The organism is Microbacterium sp. NPDC012755 (assembly GCF_042901325.1).
In the GTDB taxonomy this organism is placed as follows: Bacteria; Actinomycetota; Actinomycetes; order Actinomycetales; family Microbacteriaceae; genus Microbacterium; species Microbacterium natoriense.
The window spans coordinates 1,575,732-1,596,640 of sequence record NZ_JBIBCT010000001.1; the positions used below are offsets into that span (position 1 = coordinate 1,575,732).

Annotated in this window: 19 protein-coding genes; 11 read left to right on the forward strand and 8 right to left on the reverse strand. The window is 69.6% G+C overall.

Annotated elements, in window-relative coordinates; translation table 11 throughout:
• Nucleotides 1–16: 16 nt before the first annotated feature.
• The 3 genes from ACFY5A_RS07365 to ACFY5A_RS07375 all read left to right on the forward strand — a co-directional run bounded on the left by ACFY5A_RS07365 (nucleotide 17) and on the right by ACFY5A_RS07375 (nucleotide 5,248).
• The gene (locus ACFY5A_RS07365; protein WP_387232757.1) at nucleotides 17–1,186 is read left to right on the forward strand and encodes a Gfo/Idh/MocA family protein; all 1,170 of its coding nucleotides are present in this window, start codon (nucleotides 17–19) and stop codon (nucleotides 1,184–1,186) included.
• 241 nt (nucleotides 1,187–1,427) lie between these two features.
• On the forward strand, nucleotides 1,428–1,994 hold the full coding sequence (locus tag ACFY5A_RS07370; RefSeq protein ID WP_386948641.1) for a TetR/AcrR family transcriptional regulator: 567 nt from the start codon (nucleotides 1,428–1,430) through the stop codon (nucleotides 1,992–1,994).
• A gap of 14 nt (nucleotides 1,995–2,008) precedes the next feature.
• Nucleotides 2,009–5,248, forward strand: coding sequence for an efflux RND transporter permease subunit (locus ACFY5A_RS07375; protein ID WP_387232760.1), 3,240 nt, complete (start codon nucleotides 2,009–2,011; stop codon nucleotides 5,246–5,248).
• Nucleotides 5,249–5,374: 126 nt separating this feature from the next.
• Here ACFY5A_RS07375 and ACFY5A_RS07380 read toward each other — a convergent pair whose 3' ends face one another.
• A complete protein-coding gene (locus ACFY5A_RS07380) occupies nucleotides 5,375–6,274 on the reverse strand; it encodes an aldose 1-epimerase family protein (protein ID WP_341940488.1) in 900 nt (299 codons plus the stop codon).
• A 69-nt stretch (nucleotides 6,275–6,343) separates the two neighbouring features.
• Here ACFY5A_RS07380 and ACFY5A_RS07385 point away from each other — a divergent pair, with 69 nt between their 5' ends.
• Nucleotides 6,344–6,883 (forward strand): MOSC domain-containing protein, encoded by a 540-nt coding sequence (locus tag ACFY5A_RS07385; RefSeq protein WP_387232763.1) that lies wholly within the window; start codon nucleotides 6,344–6,346, stop codon nucleotides 6,881–6,883.
• 257 nt (nucleotides 6,884–7,140) lie between these two features.
• Nucleotides 7,141–9,462 (forward strand): DEAD/DEAH box helicase, encoded by a 2,322-nt coding sequence (locus tag ACFY5A_RS07390; protein WP_387232766.1) that lies wholly within the window; start codon nucleotides 7,141–7,143, stop codon nucleotides 9,460–9,462.
• An 86-nt stretch (nucleotides 9,463–9,548) separates the two neighbouring features.
• On the opposite strand, the gene ACFY5A_RS07395 is transcribed toward ACFY5A_RS07390, so the two are convergent.
• The 3 genes from ACFY5A_RS07395 to ACFY5A_RS07405 are packed head-to-tail and all read right to left on the reverse strand — an operon-like array spanning nucleotide 9,549 to nucleotide 11,715.
• On the reverse strand, nucleotides 9,549–10,232 hold the full coding sequence (locus tag ACFY5A_RS07395) for a hypothetical protein (protein ID WP_387232769.1): 684 nt from the start codon (nucleotides 10,230–10,232) through the stop codon (nucleotides 9,549–9,551).
• Nucleotides 10,229–11,011, reverse strand: a complete 783-nt coding sequence (locus tag ACFY5A_RS07400; RefSeq protein WP_387232772.1) for an ABC transporter permease — start codon at nucleotides 11,009–11,011, stop codon at nucleotides 10,229–10,231. Before ACFY5A_RS07400 ends, ACFY5A_RS07395 begins: the two co-directional genes overlap by 4 nt.
• A complete protein-coding gene (locus ACFY5A_RS07405; RefSeq protein WP_344013258.1) occupies nucleotides 11,008–11,715 on the reverse strand; it encodes an ATP-binding cassette domain-containing protein in 708 nt (235 codons plus the stop codon). Before ACFY5A_RS07405 ends, ACFY5A_RS07400 begins: the two co-directional genes overlap by 4 nt.
• A 132-nt stretch (nucleotides 11,716–11,847) precedes the next feature.
• On the opposite strand from ACFY5A_RS07405, the gene ACFY5A_RS07410 reads away from it, so the two are divergent.
• On the forward strand, nucleotides 11,848–12,699 hold the full coding sequence (locus ACFY5A_RS07410; RefSeq protein WP_387232776.1) for a sensor histidine kinase: 852 nt from the start codon (nucleotides 11,848–11,850) through the stop codon (nucleotides 12,697–12,699).
• Between the two features lie 14 nt (nucleotides 12,700–12,713).
• Nucleotides 12,714–13,352, forward strand: a complete 639-nt coding sequence (locus tag ACFY5A_RS07415; protein WP_387232779.1) for a response regulator — start codon at nucleotides 12,714–12,716, stop codon at nucleotides 13,350–13,352.
• Here the strand turns inward: ACFY5A_RS07415 and ACFY5A_RS07420 are convergent.
• Together ACFY5A_RS07420 and ACFY5A_RS07425 are read right to left on the reverse strand one after the other, a co-directional pair.
• Nucleotides 13,349–13,888, reverse strand: coding sequence for a YaeQ family protein (locus tag ACFY5A_RS07420; protein ID WP_223587221.1), 540 nt, complete (start codon nucleotides 13,886–13,888; stop codon nucleotides 13,349–13,351). The two genes, ACFY5A_RS07415 and ACFY5A_RS07420, sit on opposite strands and share 4 nt — an antisense overlap.
• Before the next feature lie 50 nt (nucleotides 13,889–13,938).
• On the reverse strand, nucleotides 13,939–16,020 hold the full coding sequence (locus tag ACFY5A_RS07425; RefSeq protein ID WP_387232782.1) for an intein-containing Rv2578c family radical SAM protein: 2,082 nt from the start codon (nucleotides 16,018–16,020) through the stop codon (nucleotides 13,939–13,941).
• Between the two features lie 82 nt (nucleotides 16,021–16,102).
• Here ACFY5A_RS07425 and ACFY5A_RS07430 point away from each other — a divergent pair, with 82 nt between their 5' ends.
• The 4 genes from ACFY5A_RS07430 (at nucleotide 16,103) to ACFY5A_RS07445 (ending at nucleotide 19,148) form a co-directional block, all read left to right on the forward strand.
• Nucleotides 16,103–17,032, forward strand: coding sequence for a M15 family metallopeptidase (locus tag ACFY5A_RS07430; RefSeq protein WP_387232785.1), 930 nt, complete (start codon nucleotides 16,103–16,105; stop codon nucleotides 17,030–17,032).
• Nucleotides 17,033–17,173: 141 nt separating this feature from the next.
• On the forward strand, nucleotides 17,174–18,337 hold the full coding sequence (locus ACFY5A_RS07435) for an acyl-CoA dehydrogenase family protein (protein WP_387232788.1): 1,164 nt from the start codon (nucleotides 17,174–17,176) through the stop codon (nucleotides 18,335–18,337).
• Between the two features lie 224 nt (nucleotides 18,338–18,561).
• Nucleotides 18,562–18,780, forward strand: a complete 219-nt coding sequence (locus ACFY5A_RS07440) for a ribbon-helix-helix domain-containing protein (protein WP_105673794.1) — start codon at nucleotides 18,562–18,564, stop codon at nucleotides 18,778–18,780.
• Entirely contained in the window at nucleotides 18,777–19,148 is a 372-nt protein-coding gene (locus ACFY5A_RS07445) for a type II toxin-antitoxin system PemK/MazF family toxin (protein ID WP_341940483.1), read from the forward strand. The genes ACFY5A_RS07440 and ACFY5A_RS07445 overlap by 4 nt, the downstream gene beginning before the upstream one ends.
• A gap of 196 nt (nucleotides 19,149–19,344) precedes the next feature.
• Here the strand turns inward: ACFY5A_RS07445 and ACFY5A_RS07450 are convergent, their stop codons facing one another.
• Both ACFY5A_RS07450 and ACFY5A_RS07455 read right to left on the reverse strand, forming a co-directional pair.
• A complete protein-coding gene (locus ACFY5A_RS07450) occupies nucleotides 19,345–20,031 on the reverse strand; it encodes an ECF transporter S component (protein ID WP_387232791.1) in 687 nt (228 codons plus the stop codon).
• Nucleotides 20,028–20,903: a siderophore-interacting protein gene (locus ACFY5A_RS07455; RefSeq protein WP_341940481.1), complete on the reverse strand. Its 876-nt coding sequence runs from the start codon at nucleotides 20,901–20,903 to the stop codon at nucleotides 20,028–20,030. The genes ACFY5A_RS07450 and ACFY5A_RS07455 overlap by 4 nt, the downstream gene beginning before the upstream one ends.
• Nucleotides 20,904–20,909 lie beyond the last annotated feature (6 nt).

Genomic DNA, 20,909 nt, shown 5'->3' on the forward strand with positions numbered 1-20,909 from the left:
TCTCAGAAGGACCACTGTGGATCTCAAGATCGGCATCATCGGCTTCGGCGCGCGCGCCACACTCCGCGAGGAGGTGCAGCGGCCCGACGAGGGGTCGCGCATCACCGCGATCTGCGACCCGTCGGAGCGCGCCCGCGACGACGCCCGCCGCCTCGTCCCCGACGCTCTCGTGACCGACTCCCTCGACGAGCTCCTCGCCTCGGGCGTGGACGCCGTGATGGTGCTGACCCCCGACGACACGCATGCGGCGCTCAGCATCCGCGCGCTCGAAGCCGGCGTCGCGGTGTTCTGCGAGAAGCCGCTCGCGATCGACCTCGCCGACGCCGACGCCATGCTGCAGACCGCCCGCCGCACCGGCAGCCGCCTCTACATCGGCCACAACATGCGGCACATGCCCGTGATCACGCTCATGCGCGGCCTCATCCAGGACGGGCGGATCGGCGACGTCAAGGCCGTATGGGTGCGCCACTTCGTCGGGCACGGCGGCGACTACTACTTCAAGGACTGGCACGCCGACCGTCGGCGCACCACGGGCCTTCTCCTGCAGAAGGGCGCGCACGACATCGACATCATCCACTGGCTCGCCGGCGCCTACACCGAGCGGGTCGCGGCGATGGGCGAGCTCAGCGTGTACGGCGACATCGCCGACCGCCGGGAGCGCACGGGGGAGCGGATGCCGGACTGGTTCAGCCTCGACAACTGGCCCCCCGCCTCGCTCACCGGGCTGCACCCCGTGGTCGACGTCGAGGACATCTCGATGGTCAACATGCGGCTCACCGGCGGCATCATGGCCTCGTACCAGCAGTGCCACTTCACGCCCGACTACTGGCGCAACTACACGGTGATCGGCACCGAGGGGCGCATCGAGAACTTCGGCGACACCGCGGGCAGCGAGGTCAGGCTGTGGAACCGACGCCACCGCGGCGCCGCGGACGCCGACGAGACGTTCATCGTCCCCGAGGTGCCGGATGCCGGACACGACGGCGCCGACGCGCTGCTCGTGGCCGAGTTCCTGCGGTTCGTGCGCGACGGCGGGCTCACCGAGACGTCACCGGTCGCGGCCCGTGAGGCCGTGGCCGCCGGCATCCTCGCCACGCAGTCCCTCCGCGGTGACGGCTCGGCCATCGAGGTCCCCGCGCTCGATCCCGACCTCGTCGCCTACTTCGAACGAGGCCAGGTGGCGTAGCACTCCCGGGCGTTTCGTCTCGGTCGCTGCGCTCGCTCGCTCAACGACCGGGAGTGCTGCCCTTCTCCGGTCGTCGAGCGAGCGCAGCGAGACGAAACGGAGTGTCGTGCGGGTGCGGGCGCTTCGTCTCGGTCGCTGCGCTCCCTCCCTCAACGACCGGGTGCTCTCGAACCGGATCTCCCAGGGTCCTCACAATCCGAAACTGTACAAACGTACATGTACGCACGTACAGGGGGTTCGGATGACCGAGGGAACGCGCCGCAGACGCGACCCTGAGGCGCGCCGTCGCGAGATCGTGACCGCCGCCGCCGAGCTCATCGTCGAGATCGGGGTCGACGCGGTCACGCACCGCAAGGTCGCCGCGCGGGCCGGAGTGCCCCTCGGCGCCACGACCCAGTACTTCGCCACGCTCGACGACCTGCGCGATGCGGCCCTCGGCGCGCTCGTCGCCGAGGTCGAGGAGCGCATCGAGATCACGCGCGAGGCCGTCGTCGCCGACGGCGTCACCCCCGCCGGTCTCGCGCACCTGATCCACCAGGGGCTCGAAGACGCGCGCGCCGTGCAGGCCGACCGCGCGGTGGTCACCGCGGCCGTCCACGATCCCCGCGTGCGCGAACTCGCACGACACTGGTCCGACGAGGTGGTCGGATTCATCGCACCCGTTCACGGTCCGGACCGAGCCAGGGCAGCTGCCGTCTTCATCGACGGCGTACTCTGGCACGCCCAGATCCACGACGAACCGCTCGGCGAGGGCCTCATCCGCGACGCCCTCGCCGGAATCCTGACACCAGCCGCAGCATCCGCCTAACCGAGAGAACCGCCTTGTCGAAACTCGCCGTCCTGAGCCTGAAGAACCGCGCGCTCATCGCGCTGATCACGATCGTCGCCGCGGTGTTCGGCGGCCTCGCGCTGACGAACCTCAAACAGGAGCTCATCCCCTCTCTCGAGCTCCCCAACCTCATGGTCATGACGACCTACCCCGGTGCATCGCCCGAGGTGGTCGAGAACGACGTGTCCACTCCGATCGAGTCGGCCATCCAGGGAGTCCCGGGGCTCGAAGGCACGACCGCGACCAGCACGACGAACGCCTCGATCGTGCAGGCGACGTTCACCTACGGCACGAACCTGGCGACCGCGGAGCAGAAGATCCAGCAGGCGATCAACCGCATCTCCTCCACGCTGCCCGACGACGTCACCCCGCAGGTGCTGTCGGTGTCGATCGACGACTTCCCGGTGATCCAGGTCGCCGTGACCGGATTCGCGGATGCCGACAACGCCCAGGCCGAGCTGCAGAGCGTCGCGATCCCGAAGCTCGAAGACGTCAAGGGCGTCAACGCCGCGCAGATCGTCGGCGGTGTCGGACAGCGGATCACGATCACCCCCGACCTCCTCAAGCTCGCCGCCGCGGGCGAGAGCACCCAGGCGATCAGCTCCGCCCTGCAGCAGAACGGCACGCTCTTCCTCGGTGGCGACATCACCGAGAACGGCCAGACCCTCACCGTGCAGACCGGTGCGAAGATCACGTCCGTCGACGAGATCGCCGCACTCCCGCTCGTGGGCACCGACACGACCATCGGCGAGGTCGCCACCGTCGTGCAGGAGAACGACCCCGTCTCCTCGATCTCGCGCGTGGACGGCAAGGACGCACTCTCCATCTCGATCACCAAACTGCCCGCCGCCAACACCGTCGAGGTCTCGCACGGTGTGATCGCCGCCCTCGACGACATCAAGGAGGCGTTCCCCGACGCGAAGTTCACGATCGTGTTCGATCAGGCGCCGTTCATCGTGCAGTCGATCGACACCCTCGCGACCGAGGGACTCCTCGGCCTCGTCATGGCCGTGATCATCATCCTCGTGTTCCTGCTGTCGATCCGGTCGACGCTCGTCACCGCGATCTCGATCCCGACCAGCGTGCTGATCACGTTCATCGGGCTGCAGGCGTTCGGCTACTCGCTCAACATCCTCACCCTCGGCGCGCTCACCATCGCGATCGGGCGCGTGGTCGACGACTCGATCGTCGTCATCGAGAACATCAAGCGCCACTACGTCGGAGACGCCGACAAGGGCGACGCGATCCGTCTCGCCGTGCGCGAGGTCGCCGCGGCCGTCACGGCATCCACCATCACGACCGTCGCGGTGTTCCTGCCGATCGTCTTCGTGGGCGACATGGTCGGCGAGCTGTTCCGACCCTTCGCCATGACGGTGACGATCGCGATGGTCGCATCGCTGCTCGTCGCCCTCACGATCGTGCCCGTTCTGGCCTACTGGTTCCTCCGACCGGGCAAGCCGCTGCTCGACGAGCAGGGCGTGCAGATCGACCCCGAGCACCCGGACGCTCCTCCGACGCGACTGCAGCGCGCGTACCGGCCGATCCTCGGCTGGACGCTCAAGCACTCCGGCATCACCGTGATCATCGCGGTGGTCGTCCTCGGCGCCACGCTCGCCGCGGCCCCGCTGATGAAGGTCAACTTCCTCAGCGACTCCGGCCAGAACACGATGACGGTCACACAGGATCTCGGCCCGACCGCGAGCCTCGAGACGAAGTCGGACGCGGCGATGAAGGTCGAGAAGGCCCTCCTCGACATCGACGGCATCACCCACGTGCAGGCCTCGATCGGCTCCAGCGGATCGGCGCTGCGCGATGCGTTCTCCGGCGGCGCCGGAGTGACGTTCTCGGTGCTCACCGACAGCGACGCCGATCAGGAGAAGCTGCGCGCCGAGGTGCAGAAGTCGATCGACGGTCTGAAGGACGTCGGAGACGTCGCCGTCGCGGCATCCGCCGGTCTCGGGTCGAGTGACATCGAGGTCTCCGTCACCGCGTCGAACTCCGCCGACCTCGAGAAGGCGACCGCCGCGGTCGTCGACGAGATCAAGGGACGCGACGGCGTCGGACAGGTGACCGACAACCTCGCCGCCGCTCTGCCGTACCTCGCCGTGGTCGTCGACCGTCAGGCAGCGGCCGAACGCGGTCTCTCCGAGGTCGCCGTCGGCACCATCGTGTCGAACACCATGCGTCCGCAGCAGGCCGGATCCGTCGAGATCGACGACACCGCGCTGACCGTGTACATCGCGGCGCCCGAGCCGCCCACGACGGCGCAGGCCCTGAAGGAGCTCGCGATCCCGACCCCGGCCGGCATCGTGCAGCTGCAGGACATCGCGACCGTCGAGGAGCGCAACGGCCCCACCTCGATCACGACCGAGAAGGGCAAGCGCACCGCCACCGTGACGGTGCCCCCGGCATCCGACAACCTCGCCGTCGCGACCGCCTCGGTCTCCACCGCGCTCGCCGCGGTGGACCTGCCCGACGGCGCAGCGGCAGAGGTCGGCGGCGTCGCGACGCAGCAGGCCGACTCGTTCTCGCAGCTGGGCCTCGCGATGCTCGCGGCCATCCTCATCGTGTACGTGGTGATGGTGGCGACGTTCAAGTCGCTGCGTCAGCCGCTGCTGCTGCTCGTGTCGGTGCCGTTCGCGGCGACCGGTGCGATCCTGCTGCAGATCATCACCGGGGTGCCGCTCGGCGTGGCCTCCCTGATCGGCGTGCTGATGCTCATCGGCATCGTGGTGACGAACGCGATCGTGCTCATCGACCTGGTCAACCAGTATCGGGAGAAGGGGCTGTCGACCGCGGAGGCGGTGATGGCCGGTGGCGAGAAGCGTCTGCGCCCGATCCTCATGACGGCGCTGGCGACGATCTTCGCGCTGATCCCGATGGCGCTCGGCATCACCGGGCACGGCGGCTTCATCTCGCAGCCGCTCGCGATCGTCGTGATCGGCGGACTCGTCTCGTCGACCGTGCTGACGCTCATCGTGCTCCCGACGCTGTACAACCTCGTCGAGGGTGCGAAGGAGCGCCGCCGGGCGCGCAAGTCGGGCCCGGATGCCGGCGCGGCCGGCGGCGACCGGGAGCTGGTGACGGCCGGAGTCGGCGGGACGCCCGCGACGGCCGGCATCGGCGGGGAGTCCGACGCGGCATCCGCTGGAGCGACCGCGACCGCGACCTCCGACGGGCTGCCGCACGCACCGCAGCTGACGCGGCGGGAGCTGCGCGAACGCGGGGAGTGACCTCCGCGTCGCGTTCACAACTCCTCATGAAATGACGCGAGGGGCCCGGATCCTGAGGATCCGGGCCCCTCTCGCACGTTCTGTGAGGAGTTGTGAACGGGTGCTCCCGCGCACGCCGACGGAGACTCAGCCGAGCGTGATGCCCCACTCGAGCGTCCAGGTCTCGCCTGGCGCGAGTCGGCGGATGCCGAGACCGCTGTTGAGCGCATCGGCGGGTGCGGTCATCGGCTCGATCGCGACGGCGAGCGACTGACCGGGGTAGCCCGGCGTCGTGTAGACCTGCACGTAGTCGAAGCCCGCGCCCTGCCAGAGCGTGACGCGGCGTCCGTCCGGTGCGGTGAGCGAGTGGCGGACGAGCCCGTCTGCATCGCGCGCGAGGTCTGTGAAGCCGGTGTCGAGGGCGACATCGCCCAGGCGGACCCCGTCGCTCAGGGCCGGATCGGCGGGGCGGGTGCCGGTGGGCAGCATCCTGTCATCGGTGTCGAAGGCGGTGGACGCGGGGATCCTCAGCACCAGGTCGTGCGGGTCGACGTCGCCGATCGTGACGAACGGGTGGGTGCCGAGTGCGACGGGCGCCGCCTCGGACGAGCGGTTCGTCAGCGTGTGCGTGACCCGGATGCCGTCGGCCTGCAGCGCGTAGGCGACAGCGGTGTCGATGAGGTACGGGTACCCGGTCTGCGGCACGATCGTCGCGCGGAGGGTGGCGCTGGCGGCATCCGTCTGCTCGATCACGTAGGAGGTGAACCGGAGCAGCCCGTGACTCGCGTTGCCGAGCTTGGGCTCGGTGATCGCGAGCTGACGGGAGACGTCGCCGTCGTTCCAGAGGCCGTCGCGCACGCGGTTGGGCCAGGGGGTCAGCACCACTCCGGAGCAGGACGGCGTCGGCTGGTCGAGCGGATAGGGGGCGACCGCGTCGACCCCTCCGATGCGGAGAGAGCGGAGGGAGGCGCCGACCTGCGCGATCTGGGCGGTGACGTCGGCGAGCTGGAGCTGCACCTGCGTGCCGGTGGGGAGTGCGGAGTTCACTCCGCAATCGTACGGTCTCGGTGGCACCGGAACTCCGGAGAGGGGACCTCGAGGTGGAACAATGAGGGGATGCCGTCTCGTGTCGTCGCCGTCCACTCCAACGCCGCGCACGGATTCAGCAAGTCGACGCGAGAGTCGATCACTCTGCTCGAGGGCCTCGGAGTCGAAGGCGATGCGCACTGCGGTGCGACCGTGCAGCACCGGTCGCGTGTGGCCGCGGACCCGTCGCAGCCGAACGTCCGGCAGGTGCATCTGATCCACGGAGAGCTGCTGGACGCGCTGAGCGAGAACGGCCATACGGTCGCGCCGGGGGATCTGGGTGAGAACGTCACCACTCGAGACATCGATCTGCTGGGGCTCCCCGTCGGCGCCCGGCTGCGTTTCGGCGATGCGGTCGTGACGATCACGGGGCTGCGCAATCCGTGCCAGCAGATCAACGACTTCCAGTCCGGTCTGCTCAAGCAGGTGGTCCGTACGGACGAGGAGGGCCGTGTCATCCGTCTCGCCGGGGTGATGGGCATCGTCTCCCGGGGCGGGCGGGTGGCCGCCGGAGACGCGATCGACATCGAGCTCCCGCCCCCGCCACATTTTCCGCTGACGCGCGTGTGAGCCCTGCCGGGTTCTCCGGAGCACTCTCTCAGGCTGTACCGGTAGACTCGTTCGGTCGGCTTCGGACACCCGCGCATGGCGCGGACGTTTTTGTGCAAGAAGTGTGAGTCCAGGGGCCGATGGTGAGCGTCGATCGACGCAAATCAACCATCACATGAATGGCCCCGGCCGCTGACAGTCCGGACCCGCGCTCAGGCGCTGGTGCTCGCGCGTGTGCGCGGCGCTGTTCTCGTGCGAGAACTCAGAAGGACATACCCATGCCCAAGAACAAGAAGCCCCGAGGCGGACGTCCGTCCGCCAACTTCGAGCCGCGCTACGGCGCCAAGAAGACCTCCTTCCACGACCGCCACGCCGGAGCGCGTGACGGCGCCCGTGACGAGCGCGGCGGACGCGCGGATGCCGGCGACCGCCGCAGCGCACCCGCAGCCGGCGGATACGACCGTCGCCCGGGCAGCCGCAGCGCCGGCCACCGCGGCTACCGCCCTGCCGAGGCCGAGTCCGGCGCCCCGAAGCAGCGCTGGGGTGCGCAGGAGCGCGCCGGTCGCGACGAGGCCCGCAGCATCCGCAACCGCGCCGAGTCCGGACGCCGCGAGGCTCCCCACCACCGCGGTGAGGAGCGCCCTCGCTTCAACGACCGCGCAGGCCAGCGGCCCACCGGTCCCGGCACCTACCGCGACGAGCGTCCGAGCGGCGGCCGCCGATTCGACGACCGTCCGCGTCGTGACGACCGTGGCGGCGCTGAGCGTCCCCGTTTCAATGACCGTGGGGCTGAGCGTCCTCGGTTCGATCGTGACGAGCGTCCGAACCGTCCCGGTGGCCGTGACGAGCGTCCGCGTTTCAACGATCGTGGGGCTGACCGTCCTCGGTTCGATCGTGACGAGCGTCCGCGCCGTGACGACCGCTCGTCCGAGCGTCCGCGGTTCAACGACCGTGGGGCTGAGCGTCCTCGTTTCGATCGCGATGAGCGTCCGAACCGTGCCGGTGGCCGTGACGAGCGTCCCCGTTTCAACGACCGTGGCGCTGAGCGTCCTCGGTTCGATCGTGACGAGCGTCCGCGCCGTGACGACCGCGGCGGCGCCGAGCGTCCCCGTTTCAACGACGCCAGCTCCGCCGAGCGTCCGGCCCGCTCCTACGACGCGGACCGCGCTCGTCGTGCGTTCGACCGCGACCGCACCCAGCGCTCCTACGACGCGCCGGGCGAGCGCAGCCGCCCCTCGACCGGCGGCGCCTACCGCACCGACCGTCCGCGTCGTGATGAGCGTCCGAGCCGTGACGAGCGTCCGAGCCGCAACGACTGGAGCGCGAAGCCCAAGGCCGCGTTCGAGCCGACGGATGACGTCGTGCACGAGCGCCTCGAGGCGAAGTCCGTCGCTGCGGTCGAGGTCGACGGCGTGACCTTCGGCGACCTCGGTCTCGGCTCCAACATCGTCGAGACCCTCGTCGGCATGGGCGCGGCGACGCCGTTCCCGATCCAGGCCGCCAGCATCCCGGCCGTCCTCGAGGGCCGTGACGTCCTCGCCCGCGGCCGCACCGGCTCCGGCAAGACCATCGCCTTCGGCGCCCCGCTCGTCGAGCGCGTGCTGCAGTCTCAGGCCGGTAAGCGCCGTGAGTTCGGTCGGTCGCCGCGCGCGATCATCCTCGCTCCGACGCGTGAGCTCGCGCTGCAGATCGACCGCACGATCCAGCCGATCGCCCGCAGCGTCGGTCTCTTCACCACGCAGATCTACGGCGGCGTGCCGCAGGGACGCCAGGTGGGTGCGCTCAAGAAGGGCGTCGACATCGTGATCGGCACCCCCGGTCGCATCGAGGACCTCATCAACCAGGGCAAGCTCGACCTCTCGGACTGCCGCATCGCGGTGCTCGACGAGGCCGACCACATGTGCGAGCTCGGGTTCGTCGAGCCGGTGCAGCGCATCCTGCGTCACACGGCCGACGGCAGCCAGAAGCTCCTCTTCTCGGCGACGCTCGACCGTGAGGTCGCGGCCCTCGTCGACGAGTTCCTCGTCGACCCGGCCGTCTACGAGGTCGCCGGTGAAGACCAGGAATCCAGCACGATCGAGCACCGCGTGCTCGTGATCGAGCACCGCGACAAGGCCGACATCCTCACGTCGCTCGTCGACCGCGCCGGCAAGACGCTCGTGTTCGCCCGCACCCGTGCGTACGCCGACATGCTCGCCGAGCAGTTCGACGACGCCGGCATCCCCGCGGTCTCGCTGCACGGCGACCTGAACCAGGCGAAGCGCACGCGCAACCTCGAACGCCTCACCTCCGGTCGCGTGAACGTGCTGGTCGCGACGGACGTCGCCGCCCGCGGCATCCACGTCGACGACATCGATCTGGTCGTCCAGGCCGATGCTCCCGATGAGTACAAGACGTACCTGCACCGCTCCGGCCGCACCGGTCGGGCCGGCCGCTCTGGGCGCGTCGTCACGCTCATCACGCGTCAGCGTCAGCGTCGGATGACCGAGCTGCTGCAGCGCGCCGAGATCGACGCGCCGTTCGAGAACGCCCGCGTGGACGACGACCTGATCGAGGAGATCGCCGGCCGCGTGCCGACGGCGGCCGACCTCACGGCCTGACCCACCGCATCGAAGGCCCCGTCACCGCATCCGCGGGGCGGGGCCTTCGGTCTGCGTGCCTCATGCGCGTGCCTGCGGTGCGGCGGTCATGCATCGCGCCGCGCGAAGAGCACTGAGCCGATCACCCCCATGACGACGATCCACGCGATCAGCACGAGAGCTCCGGTCGTCGGCGTGAGGATGCTGTCGTCCGGCGCGTACAGTTGCGCCCCCGCGCGCTCCGGCAGCCACCGGGCGTGCTCGCCGAGCGGACTCAGCAGCGGAGGCAGCGCGAACACCAGAAGGAGCACCGCGATCAGCGATGCCATGAGCTGACGCAGCACGAGCGCGACCGCATGAGCGAGCAGCCCGATCAGCGTCAGATGGATCATCGCCCCGCCGAGGTGCGCAGCCGCCTGATCCCAGGGCAGGGCTGTCGCGGCCGCACCCAGCGCGGCAGCCACCGCGAGGGCGGATGTCGTCAGCAGCACCGCAGCGGCGGCGACGGTCTTGCCCAGCACGACCGCCATCCGTCGGGGCATCGCCGTCAGGGTGGTGCCGATCTGTCGACCGGTGTACTCCTGGGAGATCGGGACGACGCCGATCACGATCATTCCCGCCTGCAGGTAGGGGACGGCCCGCAGCGCCGCAGTCGCGGCATCCGTGCCCGGAGGAGCATTCCCCGCCAGGGCTGCGGCGAGCAGCGCTCCGATCGCGATCGTTCCGGTCGCCGTGTACACGACCAGGGGAAGGCCGCCGAGCTTCCTCAGCTCGGCGGAGACGGCGTTCATGCGTCCCTCCTCGCGAAGACCACGGCGCCGGCGACCGCGAATGCGAGCGCCCAGGCGGCCATCACGAGCGCTCCGGTGGCGGCGCCGAGTCCGCCCTCCATCATGTCCAGTCCGCTGAAGAGCTTGCGCCCCGCCATGTCGGGCAGCCAGTACGCCAACGGTGTGAGGTTCGCCAGCAGCACCGAAACCGAGACCACGGTGTTGTTGACGATCAGGATGATGAGCGGCACGATCACGCTCCGGACGAGGGCGGTGATGCCGAAGGCGATCAGCCCGGTCAGCGCCCAGTAGAGCAGGGCGCCGAGCGCTGCCAGGGGAGAGTCGTCGGTGGTGAAGGGCAGCAGATCGCCGATCACCGCGACCGAGATCCCTACGCCGGCCGCGAGGGCCGCGATCCCGGTGGCGATGCCGACGAGGAGCACGGCTGCGGCCTTCGCCGCGATGAGGAGGCCGCGTCGGGGGAGCGCCAGGAGCGTCGAGGTGATCTGGCGCCCGCCACCGGCATCCGACGTGTTCGCCGAGTACTCGCTGCCGATGGCGAGCACGCCGACGATGACCGCGCCCACCGTTCCCAGCGGGGCCGCCGCGTATGCGCTGTCGAAGACGGACACGAGGTGGTAGCCGTCGGTGTCGCCGGACAGCAGGGCGTCCTTCGCCATGAACGCGTTCAGCAGGGCGATGCCGGCGAATCCGGCGATCGTCACGGCGCAGCCGATCCAGACTCCGGGGAGCGTCATCAGCTTGCGCAGCTCGGCCAGAAGTGCACGCACCGCCGTCATCGGCCCGAGTCCGAGCCGGTCAGCGCGAAGAACGCGGTCTCGAGGTCGCCGTGATCGGCGACCACCTCGGGCACCGTCCCCTGGGCGACGACCCGACCGTGGGCGATCACGACGAGGTCGTCGGCCAGCCCCTCGACCTCGCCCATCAGGTGGCTGGACAGCAGCACGGTGCATCCGGCATCCGCCCGTTCGCGCAGCAGCCCGCGGATCCAGCGGATGCCGCCGGGGTCGAGGCCGTTCACGGGTTCGTCGAGCACCAGCGCCGCGGGGTCGCCGAGAAGCGCGGTGGCCAAGCCGAGCCGCTGGCCCATGCCGAGGGAGAACCGTCCGACCCTGGTGCCGGCGGCGTCGCCGAGACCGACGGTCTCGAGGACTTCGCCGACCCGCCGCCGGGGGATGCCGTTGCTGGTCGCGACCCAGCCGAGATGCCCGCGTGCGGTCCGGGAACGGTGGGCGCCGGAGCCGTCGAGCATGGCACCAACGGTCCGCATCGGCGTTCGCAGCCGCCGATAGGGGGTTCCGTCGATGAGGGCGCGCCCCTCGTCCGCGTGGTCGAGGCCGAGCAGGATGCGGAGGGTCGACGACTTGCCCGCGCCGTTCTCCCCGAGGAAGGCGGTGATGCGTCCTGGTCGGGCTTCGAAGGAGATCCGGTCGAGGACGGTGCGGCGGCCGTGGCGTTTCACGATGTTGTCGATGACGAGCATGCGTCCCATCACAGCCGGTGCGGTGCCGAGGCGGATCGGTCCTCGGGCCGGTGTTCGAGAGGTCCTCTCCGACCGAGGTCTCTCAGACCAGGGTCGGATGTGCCGGATGACGGGCGCTCCTAGACTCGGGAGATGAACGATCTCCCTCGGCCGGTCTGGCGTTCGCGCGCCTGGGGCGCGGCGCTGATCGTGCTCGTCGTGCTGGTGGTCCTGGTCGCGGCCGTGGGCGTCGACGGCCCGCGCACGGCCGGCCTCGTCGCCGCGGCGACCGCGCTGGCGGCCAGTGCGGTGGTGGTGTGGGCGATGCGTCGCACCCGTCGGCAGCGGCGCGAGTTCGAGGTGAGCCTGACCGCCTGGGCCGCTGAGCGGGCGACGCAGGAGGAGCGGCTGCGGATCGCCAGGGAGCTGCACGACCTCGCATCGCACGGCCTCGGGGTGATCACCGTGAGGGCGGCGGCCGCGCAGACGGCAGGTGTCGCTGACGCGGAGCGGATGCAAGCGCTGTCCGACATCGAGGAGGCGGGGCGCTCGGCGACGGCCGAGCTGCGGCGGATGCTCTCCGTGCTGCGCTCGCCGGAGCCCGCGTCTCGACGTCCGACCCCTGACCTCGGTGCTCTCGTCCCTTTGATCGCCGAGGCCGAGCGCAGCGACCTCTCGGTTCGCCTCGATCGCGGCGAACTCGGGGACGTTCCGGCAGGAGTCCAGGCCGCGGCGGTCGCGATCATCGGAGAGGCGCTGGCGAACAGCATCCGCCATGCCGGGCCGACCGCGACCGATGTGCGTCTCCGGCGTCGGGGGGACGCCGTGGAGGTGGAGGTGGAGGACGCGGGCAGCGCACCAGGGTGGCAGGCTCATCCGGGCGCCGGACACGGGGTGATCGGCATGCGCGAGCGGGCGGCCTCGCTCGGGGGCTCCGTGTCGGTCGGCGCGACGGAGACGGGATTCCTGGTGACCGCCGTCCTGCCCTGCGGAGACGCCGGGTGAACGAGGAGATCAGGGTGCTGATCGTCGATGATCAGCCGCTGCTGCGACACAGCCTGCGGATCATCGTCGAGGGCGCGGGAATGGACGTCGTGGGGGAGGCCGCCGACGGCGCCGCGGCGATCGAGGGGGTCCGTGCACTCCGTCCCGACGTCGTGCTGATGGACATCCGCATGCCCGGGATCGACGGCATCCGCGCGACGGAGACCATCGTGGCGGAATCGCCCGAGACGCGTGTGCTGATCCTCAGCATGTTCGAGCTGGATGAGTACGTGTACGGGGCGCTTCGCGCCGGGGCGAGCGGCTTCCTGTTGAAGGATGCGCGTCCGGAGCAGCTCGTCGACGGCATCCGGCGCACGGTTCAGAACGAGTCGCTGTTCGCTCCGAGCATCCTCGGACGGCTCGTCTCGCACTATCTCGACGCGCCCGTACGTCGCCCGAGCGCGAGCCCCGGACCGATGACGGCACGGGAGGCCGAAGTGCTCACGCTCGTCGGTCGCGGACTCGCGAACACCGAGATCGCCGATGTGCTGAAGATCTCGATGGGAACGGTGAAGACGCACATCGGCAACCTGCTGGCGAAGCTGCAGGCCAGGGACAGAGCGCAGCTGGTCATCGCCGCGTACGAGTACGGGCTGGTGCCGCTGAGTCGCTAGGCGAGCTCGTGCTCGTGCACCCCGGTGGTCAGCATCGTGCCGTTGAGCGAGAGGTACAGCGTCTGCTCGGTCACCGTCAGGGACAGCATGTTGCGGCGTTCGAGCAGGGGCACCGCCGAGTCGATGAACCCGGGGTCGAAGCTGTAGACGCGGATGTCCTCGGCGCGGTGGATGCGCTTGTCCGCCCAGGGGGCCATGACCTTCGCGGGATCGCGGTGCGTGTAGACGACGGTGCGCTCTGCGAGCCTGCTGCCGTAGTGGAGGCGCTCGGCATCCGGCGCGCCTACCTCGATCCAGACCGTGATCGCACCGGTGAGATCACGCACGAGAACAGCGGGCTCATCGGACTGCGAGACGGTGCCGCCGAACACGATGCCCTCCGCGTACTCGAGTCCGTACGCGATCACGCGGGTCAGCATGTAGGCGTCTGTCTCCGACGGATGCCGTGCGACGCGCAACGCGTACTCCTCGAAGACGCCGCGGTCCATGTCTGCGAGCTGCACCTCGAAGGTGTGCATCGTCGATCCGATTGCCATGGGTCGAGCCTATTGGCCAGGGCGGTCGCCGCCGGACGAGGAGGTTGCGCTCAGAAGAGCATCGGCTGCGCAGGGGCGGATGCCGCGGTCGACGCCGACGGCGCGAATCCGGGGCGCGTGCCGCGGACGGGATAGTCGTCTTCGTGTCGACCGTCGAGTCCGTGCATGCGGATCAGGGGGCGCACCCGTTTCGCCAGCCACTGCCGATAGGCCTTGGGGGCCTCCGCGGACACGCCGGGGTACAGGCCGCGATAGGACGACAGCAGGTCGGGCCGATACTCGCCGAGCCACTGGAAGAACCACGGCTTCACGCCGGGCCGGAGGTGCAGCGCCCCGTAGATCACGCGTGCAGCGCCCGCCGCTCTGATCCGGGCCAGCGCCGTGTCGAGCGCGTCGACGGAGTCCGTCAGGTGCGGCATGATCGGCATCAGGAAAACGGTCACGCGGAATCCGGCATCCGTCAGCGCCTTCACCGTGTCGAGGCGGGCCTGCGTCGTCGGCGCACCCGGTTCGATGGCCTTCTGCAGGTCGTCGTCGTACATCGCGATGGACATCTGGATGTCGACGTGCACGCGTTCGGCCGCTCTGACGAGCAGCGGGATGTCGCGTCGGATCAGCGTGCCCTTGGTGAGGATCGACATCGGAGTGCCGGATGCCGCGAGCGCCTCGATGATCCCCGGCATCAGGCGGTACCGCCCTTCTGCCCGCTGATAGGGGTCGGTGTTGGTGCCGAGCGCGACGAGCTCGTGCTGCCAGCTGCCCCGCCGCAGCTCCTTCTCGAGCACCTCGACGACGTTGACCTTCACGACGATCTGGGAGTCGAAGTCGGCTCCTCCGTCGAGGTCGAGGTACTCGTGCGTGCCGCGGGCGAAGCAGTTGTGGCTGATCACTCCGTTGGCGATGAAATCACCGGTGCCCGTCGTGATGTCCAGCAGATCCCGTTCTCCGTCAAGAGGCGTGATCTCGACCACACGCAGATCCGCGACGGTCTTGACCGCCGTGCCCTCGATGGACATCTTCCGGGTGATCGCGGGACGGACGGCGGCGAAGAACCGCTGCCTGCTGGGGAGGCCGCCGATGACACGGACGGCACGGACCCCGTTGGCGCGAGGAGCCTCGACGACGTAGGGGATACGGATCTCGCGCAGCCCTTCTTCGATGAGGGCGATGATCTCGTCATTCTTGTTCGAGATCCGAAGCACGCCGCGTGAGCAGCTCCCCTCTGCATCGAAGATGCCGGCGAGAAACCCTGCATACCAGTCACGATCTGCGTGTGCGGGCGTCTCGATCAGGGTCTCGATCGATTTGACGTGTGCTTGCGCTGCCGTGTGAATCGCCTGCGACGCGCTTCTGGTCGCGGACGCGACCGCGAAGGGTCGGGTCCGCGTCGGCACGCCTTCATCGAGGAGGAATTCGCGTGACCTGTCCAGGGCTTCGTCGTCGATGAGGGCGAGACGGAACCGGTGAATCCTCCGAGTCCGCCGTGGGCTCGGATAGGAGCCGTGGAAGATCATCCCGTCCCCACGGATCATCCCGGCGAGGTAGCCGCGACGGTACTCCTCGCCCGAATGCTCGATCGACAGGTCGTCCGCACCGACGCCGAACCCCATCAGTCGATTGTTCAGGGTGAGATGAGGGCGCTGCCCCGTCTCGGCATCCGTGACATGCTTCCAGCCTCGATCCGTGAGGAAGCGATGGTCCCCGCTGGCCTCGAGTCGAGTGCCGTCGGCGAGGGTGACGCGGTAGGCCGGCTTTCGGGTGCTCCATTTCGCCGTGATGGTCGTGCGCACATATCGGCGATAGAAGCCCTGCACTTCGGTGCCGATGATCTCATCGCCGATCTCAAGCTCACGCAGAGGACGTTGGCGCCCATCCGCGCACAGGATGAGCGTGTCGGGAGAGACGCAGTACACGCAGGCATGACTGCATCCGCGGTAGGGGTTGATCGTCCACCCGAACGGCATCCGCGACGATCCGGGGACCTTGTTCAGCGCCGAGCGCGACAGCACCTCGTGGAATGTCATCCCCGCGAACTCGGGCGTGGTCACCGTGCGCAGCACGCTGCTGCGGTCTTCGAGCCCCGGCAGAGCGGCAGCATCCGTCTCTCCGAGTTTCTGACCCTGCCAACGCATGATTCATTCGAACATAGCAACGACACTCGTGTCAACCGCGATGGGATATTCGTTCGAAACGGCGATGGGGGAGAATGGAGCCATGTACTCCGCGCGGCAGCCCCAGCATGCACGGCCGCGCTCCCCGATTCACGGGCCCGCCCTTCCCGTCGGACTGGCGGTGACGGCGCTCGGCATCCTGCTCTCCCTCGCCACCGTGCCGTCGGGCGACGCGTCCGCCCCGCAGGCCATGCCCGAGCCGAGCGTGGTCCAGGAGGTGCCGCCGGTCGAGACCGACGCGATCCCCGCCGCTGATCCGTGTTCCGACCCCGCGGTTCTCGACGCCATCGCCGCCGCCGACGACGCGGCGATCATCGCGGGCTTCGGCGGAGGGGAGAGGTTCCGTGCGGCCGTCGTCGCAGGCAATGCGCCCTGCATCTCCCTCGATGACCCTGCGCATGTCTGGGTCGTGGTGAACAAGGCGCGCCCGCTCAACCCCATCGACTTCGCGCCGGCGTCGCTGACCGATGCGCCGCTGCAGATCACCACCGGATCGGGTCAGGCGCGTACCGACGTCGCCCGGGCGGTGGGGGAGCTCGCGGCGGCCGCAGCCGCTGATGGAGTCGGCCAGATCGGCGCCAACAACGGCTACCGCTCGTACGACCTGCAGGTGCGCACCTACGCCACGCACGTGCGCGCCGAGGGGCAGCAGAGCGCCGACGCCGCCTCCGCCCGAGCCGGGCACAGCGAGCACCAGACGGGGCTCGCCCTCGATCTCGTGGCGTGTGCGCCGTGCGGCGGCATCGACGCGTTCGGCGGAACGCCCCAGGGGGCGTGGGTCGCGGAGCACTCCTGGGAGTACGGGTTCATCGTGCGGTACGAGGCCGGTGCGACGGGCATCAGCGGCTACAAGCCCGAGCCCTGGCACGTGCGCTACATCGGCGTCGAGCTCGCCGCGGCCTATCACCAGGGCGGATTCCACACGCTCGAGGAGTTCTTCGGCCTCCCCGCCGCGCCCGACTACCCCCACTGAGACGCCCTGTTGCGGCATCCGACAATCGCGGTACCCAGTCTCACGGATTGTGGGATGCATTCTCACAATGGTCTGCCGTGCCCCGTGTTTCCGGCATAGAATCACCGGAGCAAAGACGCACGACATGCTCAGGAGGACGCAATGGAACGCGACATCTACGAAGAGGATCACGAGGCATTCCGCGACCTCGTCAAGGATTTCGTCAAGCGCCACGTGACGAACGAGGCCATCGAGCGGTGGGATGCTGCAGGAGAGATCGACCGCGCGACCATGCTGGCCGCGGGTGAGGCCGGCCTGATCGGCCTGTCCGTGCCCGAGGAGTTCGGCGGCGCGGGGATGCTGCAGGACTACCGCTTCCGCACGATCGTCATGGAAGAGGTCATCGCGGCCGGTGCCGGCTCGCTCGCCGGCGCCTTCGGCATCCAGGACGACCTCGCGGTGCCGTATCTCGTGCACATGGGCACGCAGGAGCAGAAGGAGAAGTGGCTGCCCCGCATGGCCACCGGCGAGGTGCTCGGCGCGCTCGCCATGACCGACCCCGGCGCCGGCTCCGACCTTCGCGGCATCAAGACCAACGCCAAGAAGGTCGACGGCGGCTACATCCTCAACGGCGCCAAGACGTTCATCTCGTCGGGCACCACGGCCGACGTCGTCGTGACCTTCGTCAAGACGGGCGAGGGCAACCGGCCCGACGCGTTCAGCCTGCTGCTCGTCGAGAAGGGCATGGAGGGCTTCGACCAGGGCAAGAAGCTCAGCAAGATGGGCTTCCACGGCTGGGACACGGCAGAGCTCAGCTTCACCGACGTGTTCGTCCCCGAGGAGAACCTGATCAGCGGCAAGGAGGGTCAGGGCTTCATCCAGCTGATGCTGAACCTGCCGCTCGAGCGCCTCTCGATCGGCGTCGCCGCAGCCGCGGCCGCCCAGGCCGCCTTCGACTGGACCACCGCCTACACGAAGGACCGCGAGGCGTTCGGTGAGCGCATCACCGACTTCCAGAACACGCGTTTCCGCCTCGCCGACATGTCGGCGACGACCGACGCGATGTGGGCGTACATCGACCGCGCGCTGCTCGCCTACAAGGACAACAAGCTCACCGCCGAGGACGCCGCGAAGGTCAAGTTCTGGGCGACCGAGCGCGAGTGGGAGGTGCTCGACATGGGTGTGCAGTTGCACGGCGGCTACGGCTACATCATGGAGTACCCGATCGCTCGCGCGTTCACCGACGCCCGCGTGCACCGCATCTACGGCGGCACGAACGAGATCATGCGCGACCTCGTCGGACGTCAGATCGCCGGCAAGCGCTGACGCACGCTGCACGAAGGGCCCCGGATGCTGCATCCGGGGCCCTTCTGCATGCCCATCGTCCCGTCGGGCGTGCGCGGGGGCGGGCGCGGCTTCGGAGCGGGGGCGGGGCGCGCCGAGGGGTGGATGCTGTAGAGCGGCGTGTCGGGAGCGGGCTCCGCAGTCGTGCTCGTCGCGGGGTGGGCACTCGGGTAGCAGACTCCTTGCTACCCGAGTAGCATGGAGTCATGAACAGCAAGGTCAGTCTCAGCCTGAGCGAGAGCGATCTGGCGTTCCTCGACCTCGAGGCGCTCAGCGGACGGTACGCGTCGCGATCGGCGGCGGTGCAGGATGCCGTCCGTCTGCTCCGTGAGAGCCGCCTCGCGGATGCCTACGCCGAGGCCTATGCCGAGGGGTACGACCCCGAGTGGGACCTCGCCGACAGCGACGGACTCGCGTCGGCGTGAGCGCGGCATCCATCCCTCTGCTGCGTCGAGGGCAGATCGTCCTCGTGTCGTTCGACCCGGCAGTCGGGTCCGAAGTGCGAAAGACTCGCCCGGCCGTCGTGGTGAGCAACAACACCGCCAACACCGTCGCGAGCCGCAGCTCGAATGCGACGGTGACCGTCGTGCCCCTGACCTCCCGCACCGAGAAGGTGTTCCCGTTTCAGGTGCTCCTCCCCGCCGGCGCGACGGGACTCGATCGCGACTCGAAGGCGCAGGCCGAGCAGATCCGCACGGTCTCGGTCGCCCGCATCATGCGGCCGGTCGGCTGGGTGCCGGCGGAGCTGCTGGGTGCGGTCGACGAGGCGCTGCGGCTCCACCTGTCGCTCTGACCGCGCGGTCAGGCACAGCTTCGGAGCGGCACCCGAGCACATCTTCGGAGCGGCGACCGGGCACAATTTCGGAGCGGCGACGCGACACGCCGGCGAGGATGCCGGGTGAGCGGCGTGTCGGCCTCGAGATCCGCAGCTGTGCCCCAGAAGGGGGGCACGCGATGGCTCCGGTGCAGGCCGAATCCGGTCGCCGCGGCTACGGACGCGGCTGAGGAGTCCGGCCTCCGACTCCCGCACGGCGCAGACGGTCGGCGATCAGGATGCCGAGGGCGGTCGCGCCGACGCAGCTGGCGAGCGTGACGGCGAAGAACGTGACCTGGAGGCCCACGGTCATGCTCCCGAGGTTGAACGATGCCCACGCCAGCACCGGGTAGACGACGCCGACGACGATCGCGCCGACGTAGTGCATCCACGTGCCCCAGTAGCGCCAGATCACGAAGACGAACGGCAGCTCCGTGAACGCCGCCCACCACAGGTTCGTGAGCACGCTGGCGAATCCGTATCCGGAGAACGGCACGATCACGAGTCCCGCGAGAAGCCCGACCAGGATGCCGACGAGCGGCCGGTGCAGCAGTCGCAGCGCGATCACCGAGGGGAGGAGCCACAGCCCCGCCAGCGCGACGCTGACGAACGGCAGCCCGGGGAAGAGGATCGTCGAGATCCAGTTCGCGGGGGCGAGCAGCAGGCCGCCCGCGACGCCCAGTGCGGCACAGGTGAGCAGCACGGCCGTGGAGTAGCGCGCGCCCTTCGCCCCGCGGGGCCGATCGGTCGGGGCCGCAGCGGTCCCCGATCCTGCACCGTTGTAGTGCTGCCTCTCCGTCGCCGCAGCGGCGGCCGCGGCATCCGTCTCCGGGGTGTGCGCCCCGCCGTCCGTCGCGCTCATACCAGCGGCTCCGCCGAGGCCTCGCGCGCAGCCTTCGATGCGGGGGATGCCGCCCCGATCTTCCAGTAGCCGCAGAAGCTGACCGTGTTCTTGTCGACTCCGCGCTCGCCGACGAGGTGCTTGCGGACCCCCGAGGCGAGGGCCTGCTCGCCGGCGGCGTAGGCGTGGAAGGGAGCCGCGGGCAGGTCGCCCTCGCGCAGCGCCGCGAGCGCGAGCGTGCCGGGAGCCGTGGAGTGCGGTCGCACGATCCAGGTGACGTCGATGCCGGCCGGGTGCGGGAAGTCGAGGGCGTCCTCCTCGCTCGGCACCTCGATGAGGGCGGTGCCGGATGCCGTGGCCGGCAGCGAGGCGCAGATCGAGGAGATCGCGGGCAGCGCCGTCTCGTCGCCGACCAGCACGACGCGATCGGTGCCGCGCTCGGGGTTGAACGTGAGTCCCTCGTCGATGATCAGCACGTGCTCGCCGGGCTCGCACGTCTCGGCCCACCGCGACGCGGGGCCGGCGGTGCCCTCGGCGGCCGACCCGTGCAGTACGAAGTCGACGTCGATCTCCGCCCCGGCGTCGGCGGTCGCGGGGCGGTACGCGCGCACGCTGTAGTTGCGCATGACCGGACGCTCGCCATCGGGGATGCGGAGGAACTTCAGGTATCCGAACATCTTGTTCGCCTTCGCGGGCACGCGATCGAGCCCCGCTTCGCCGCCGATCGGCAGGAAGAGGCGGAACCACTGGTCGAAGCCCATCGGCCGGAACCTCTCGATCTCGCCGCCGCCGAGGGTGACCCTCACCCAGTGCGGTGCGAGCCGCTCGGTGCGCAGCACCGTCACGTGGAGGAGGTCGGAGGAGAGCGGCTTGACCAGTTTGCTGAACGCCATCGGTGC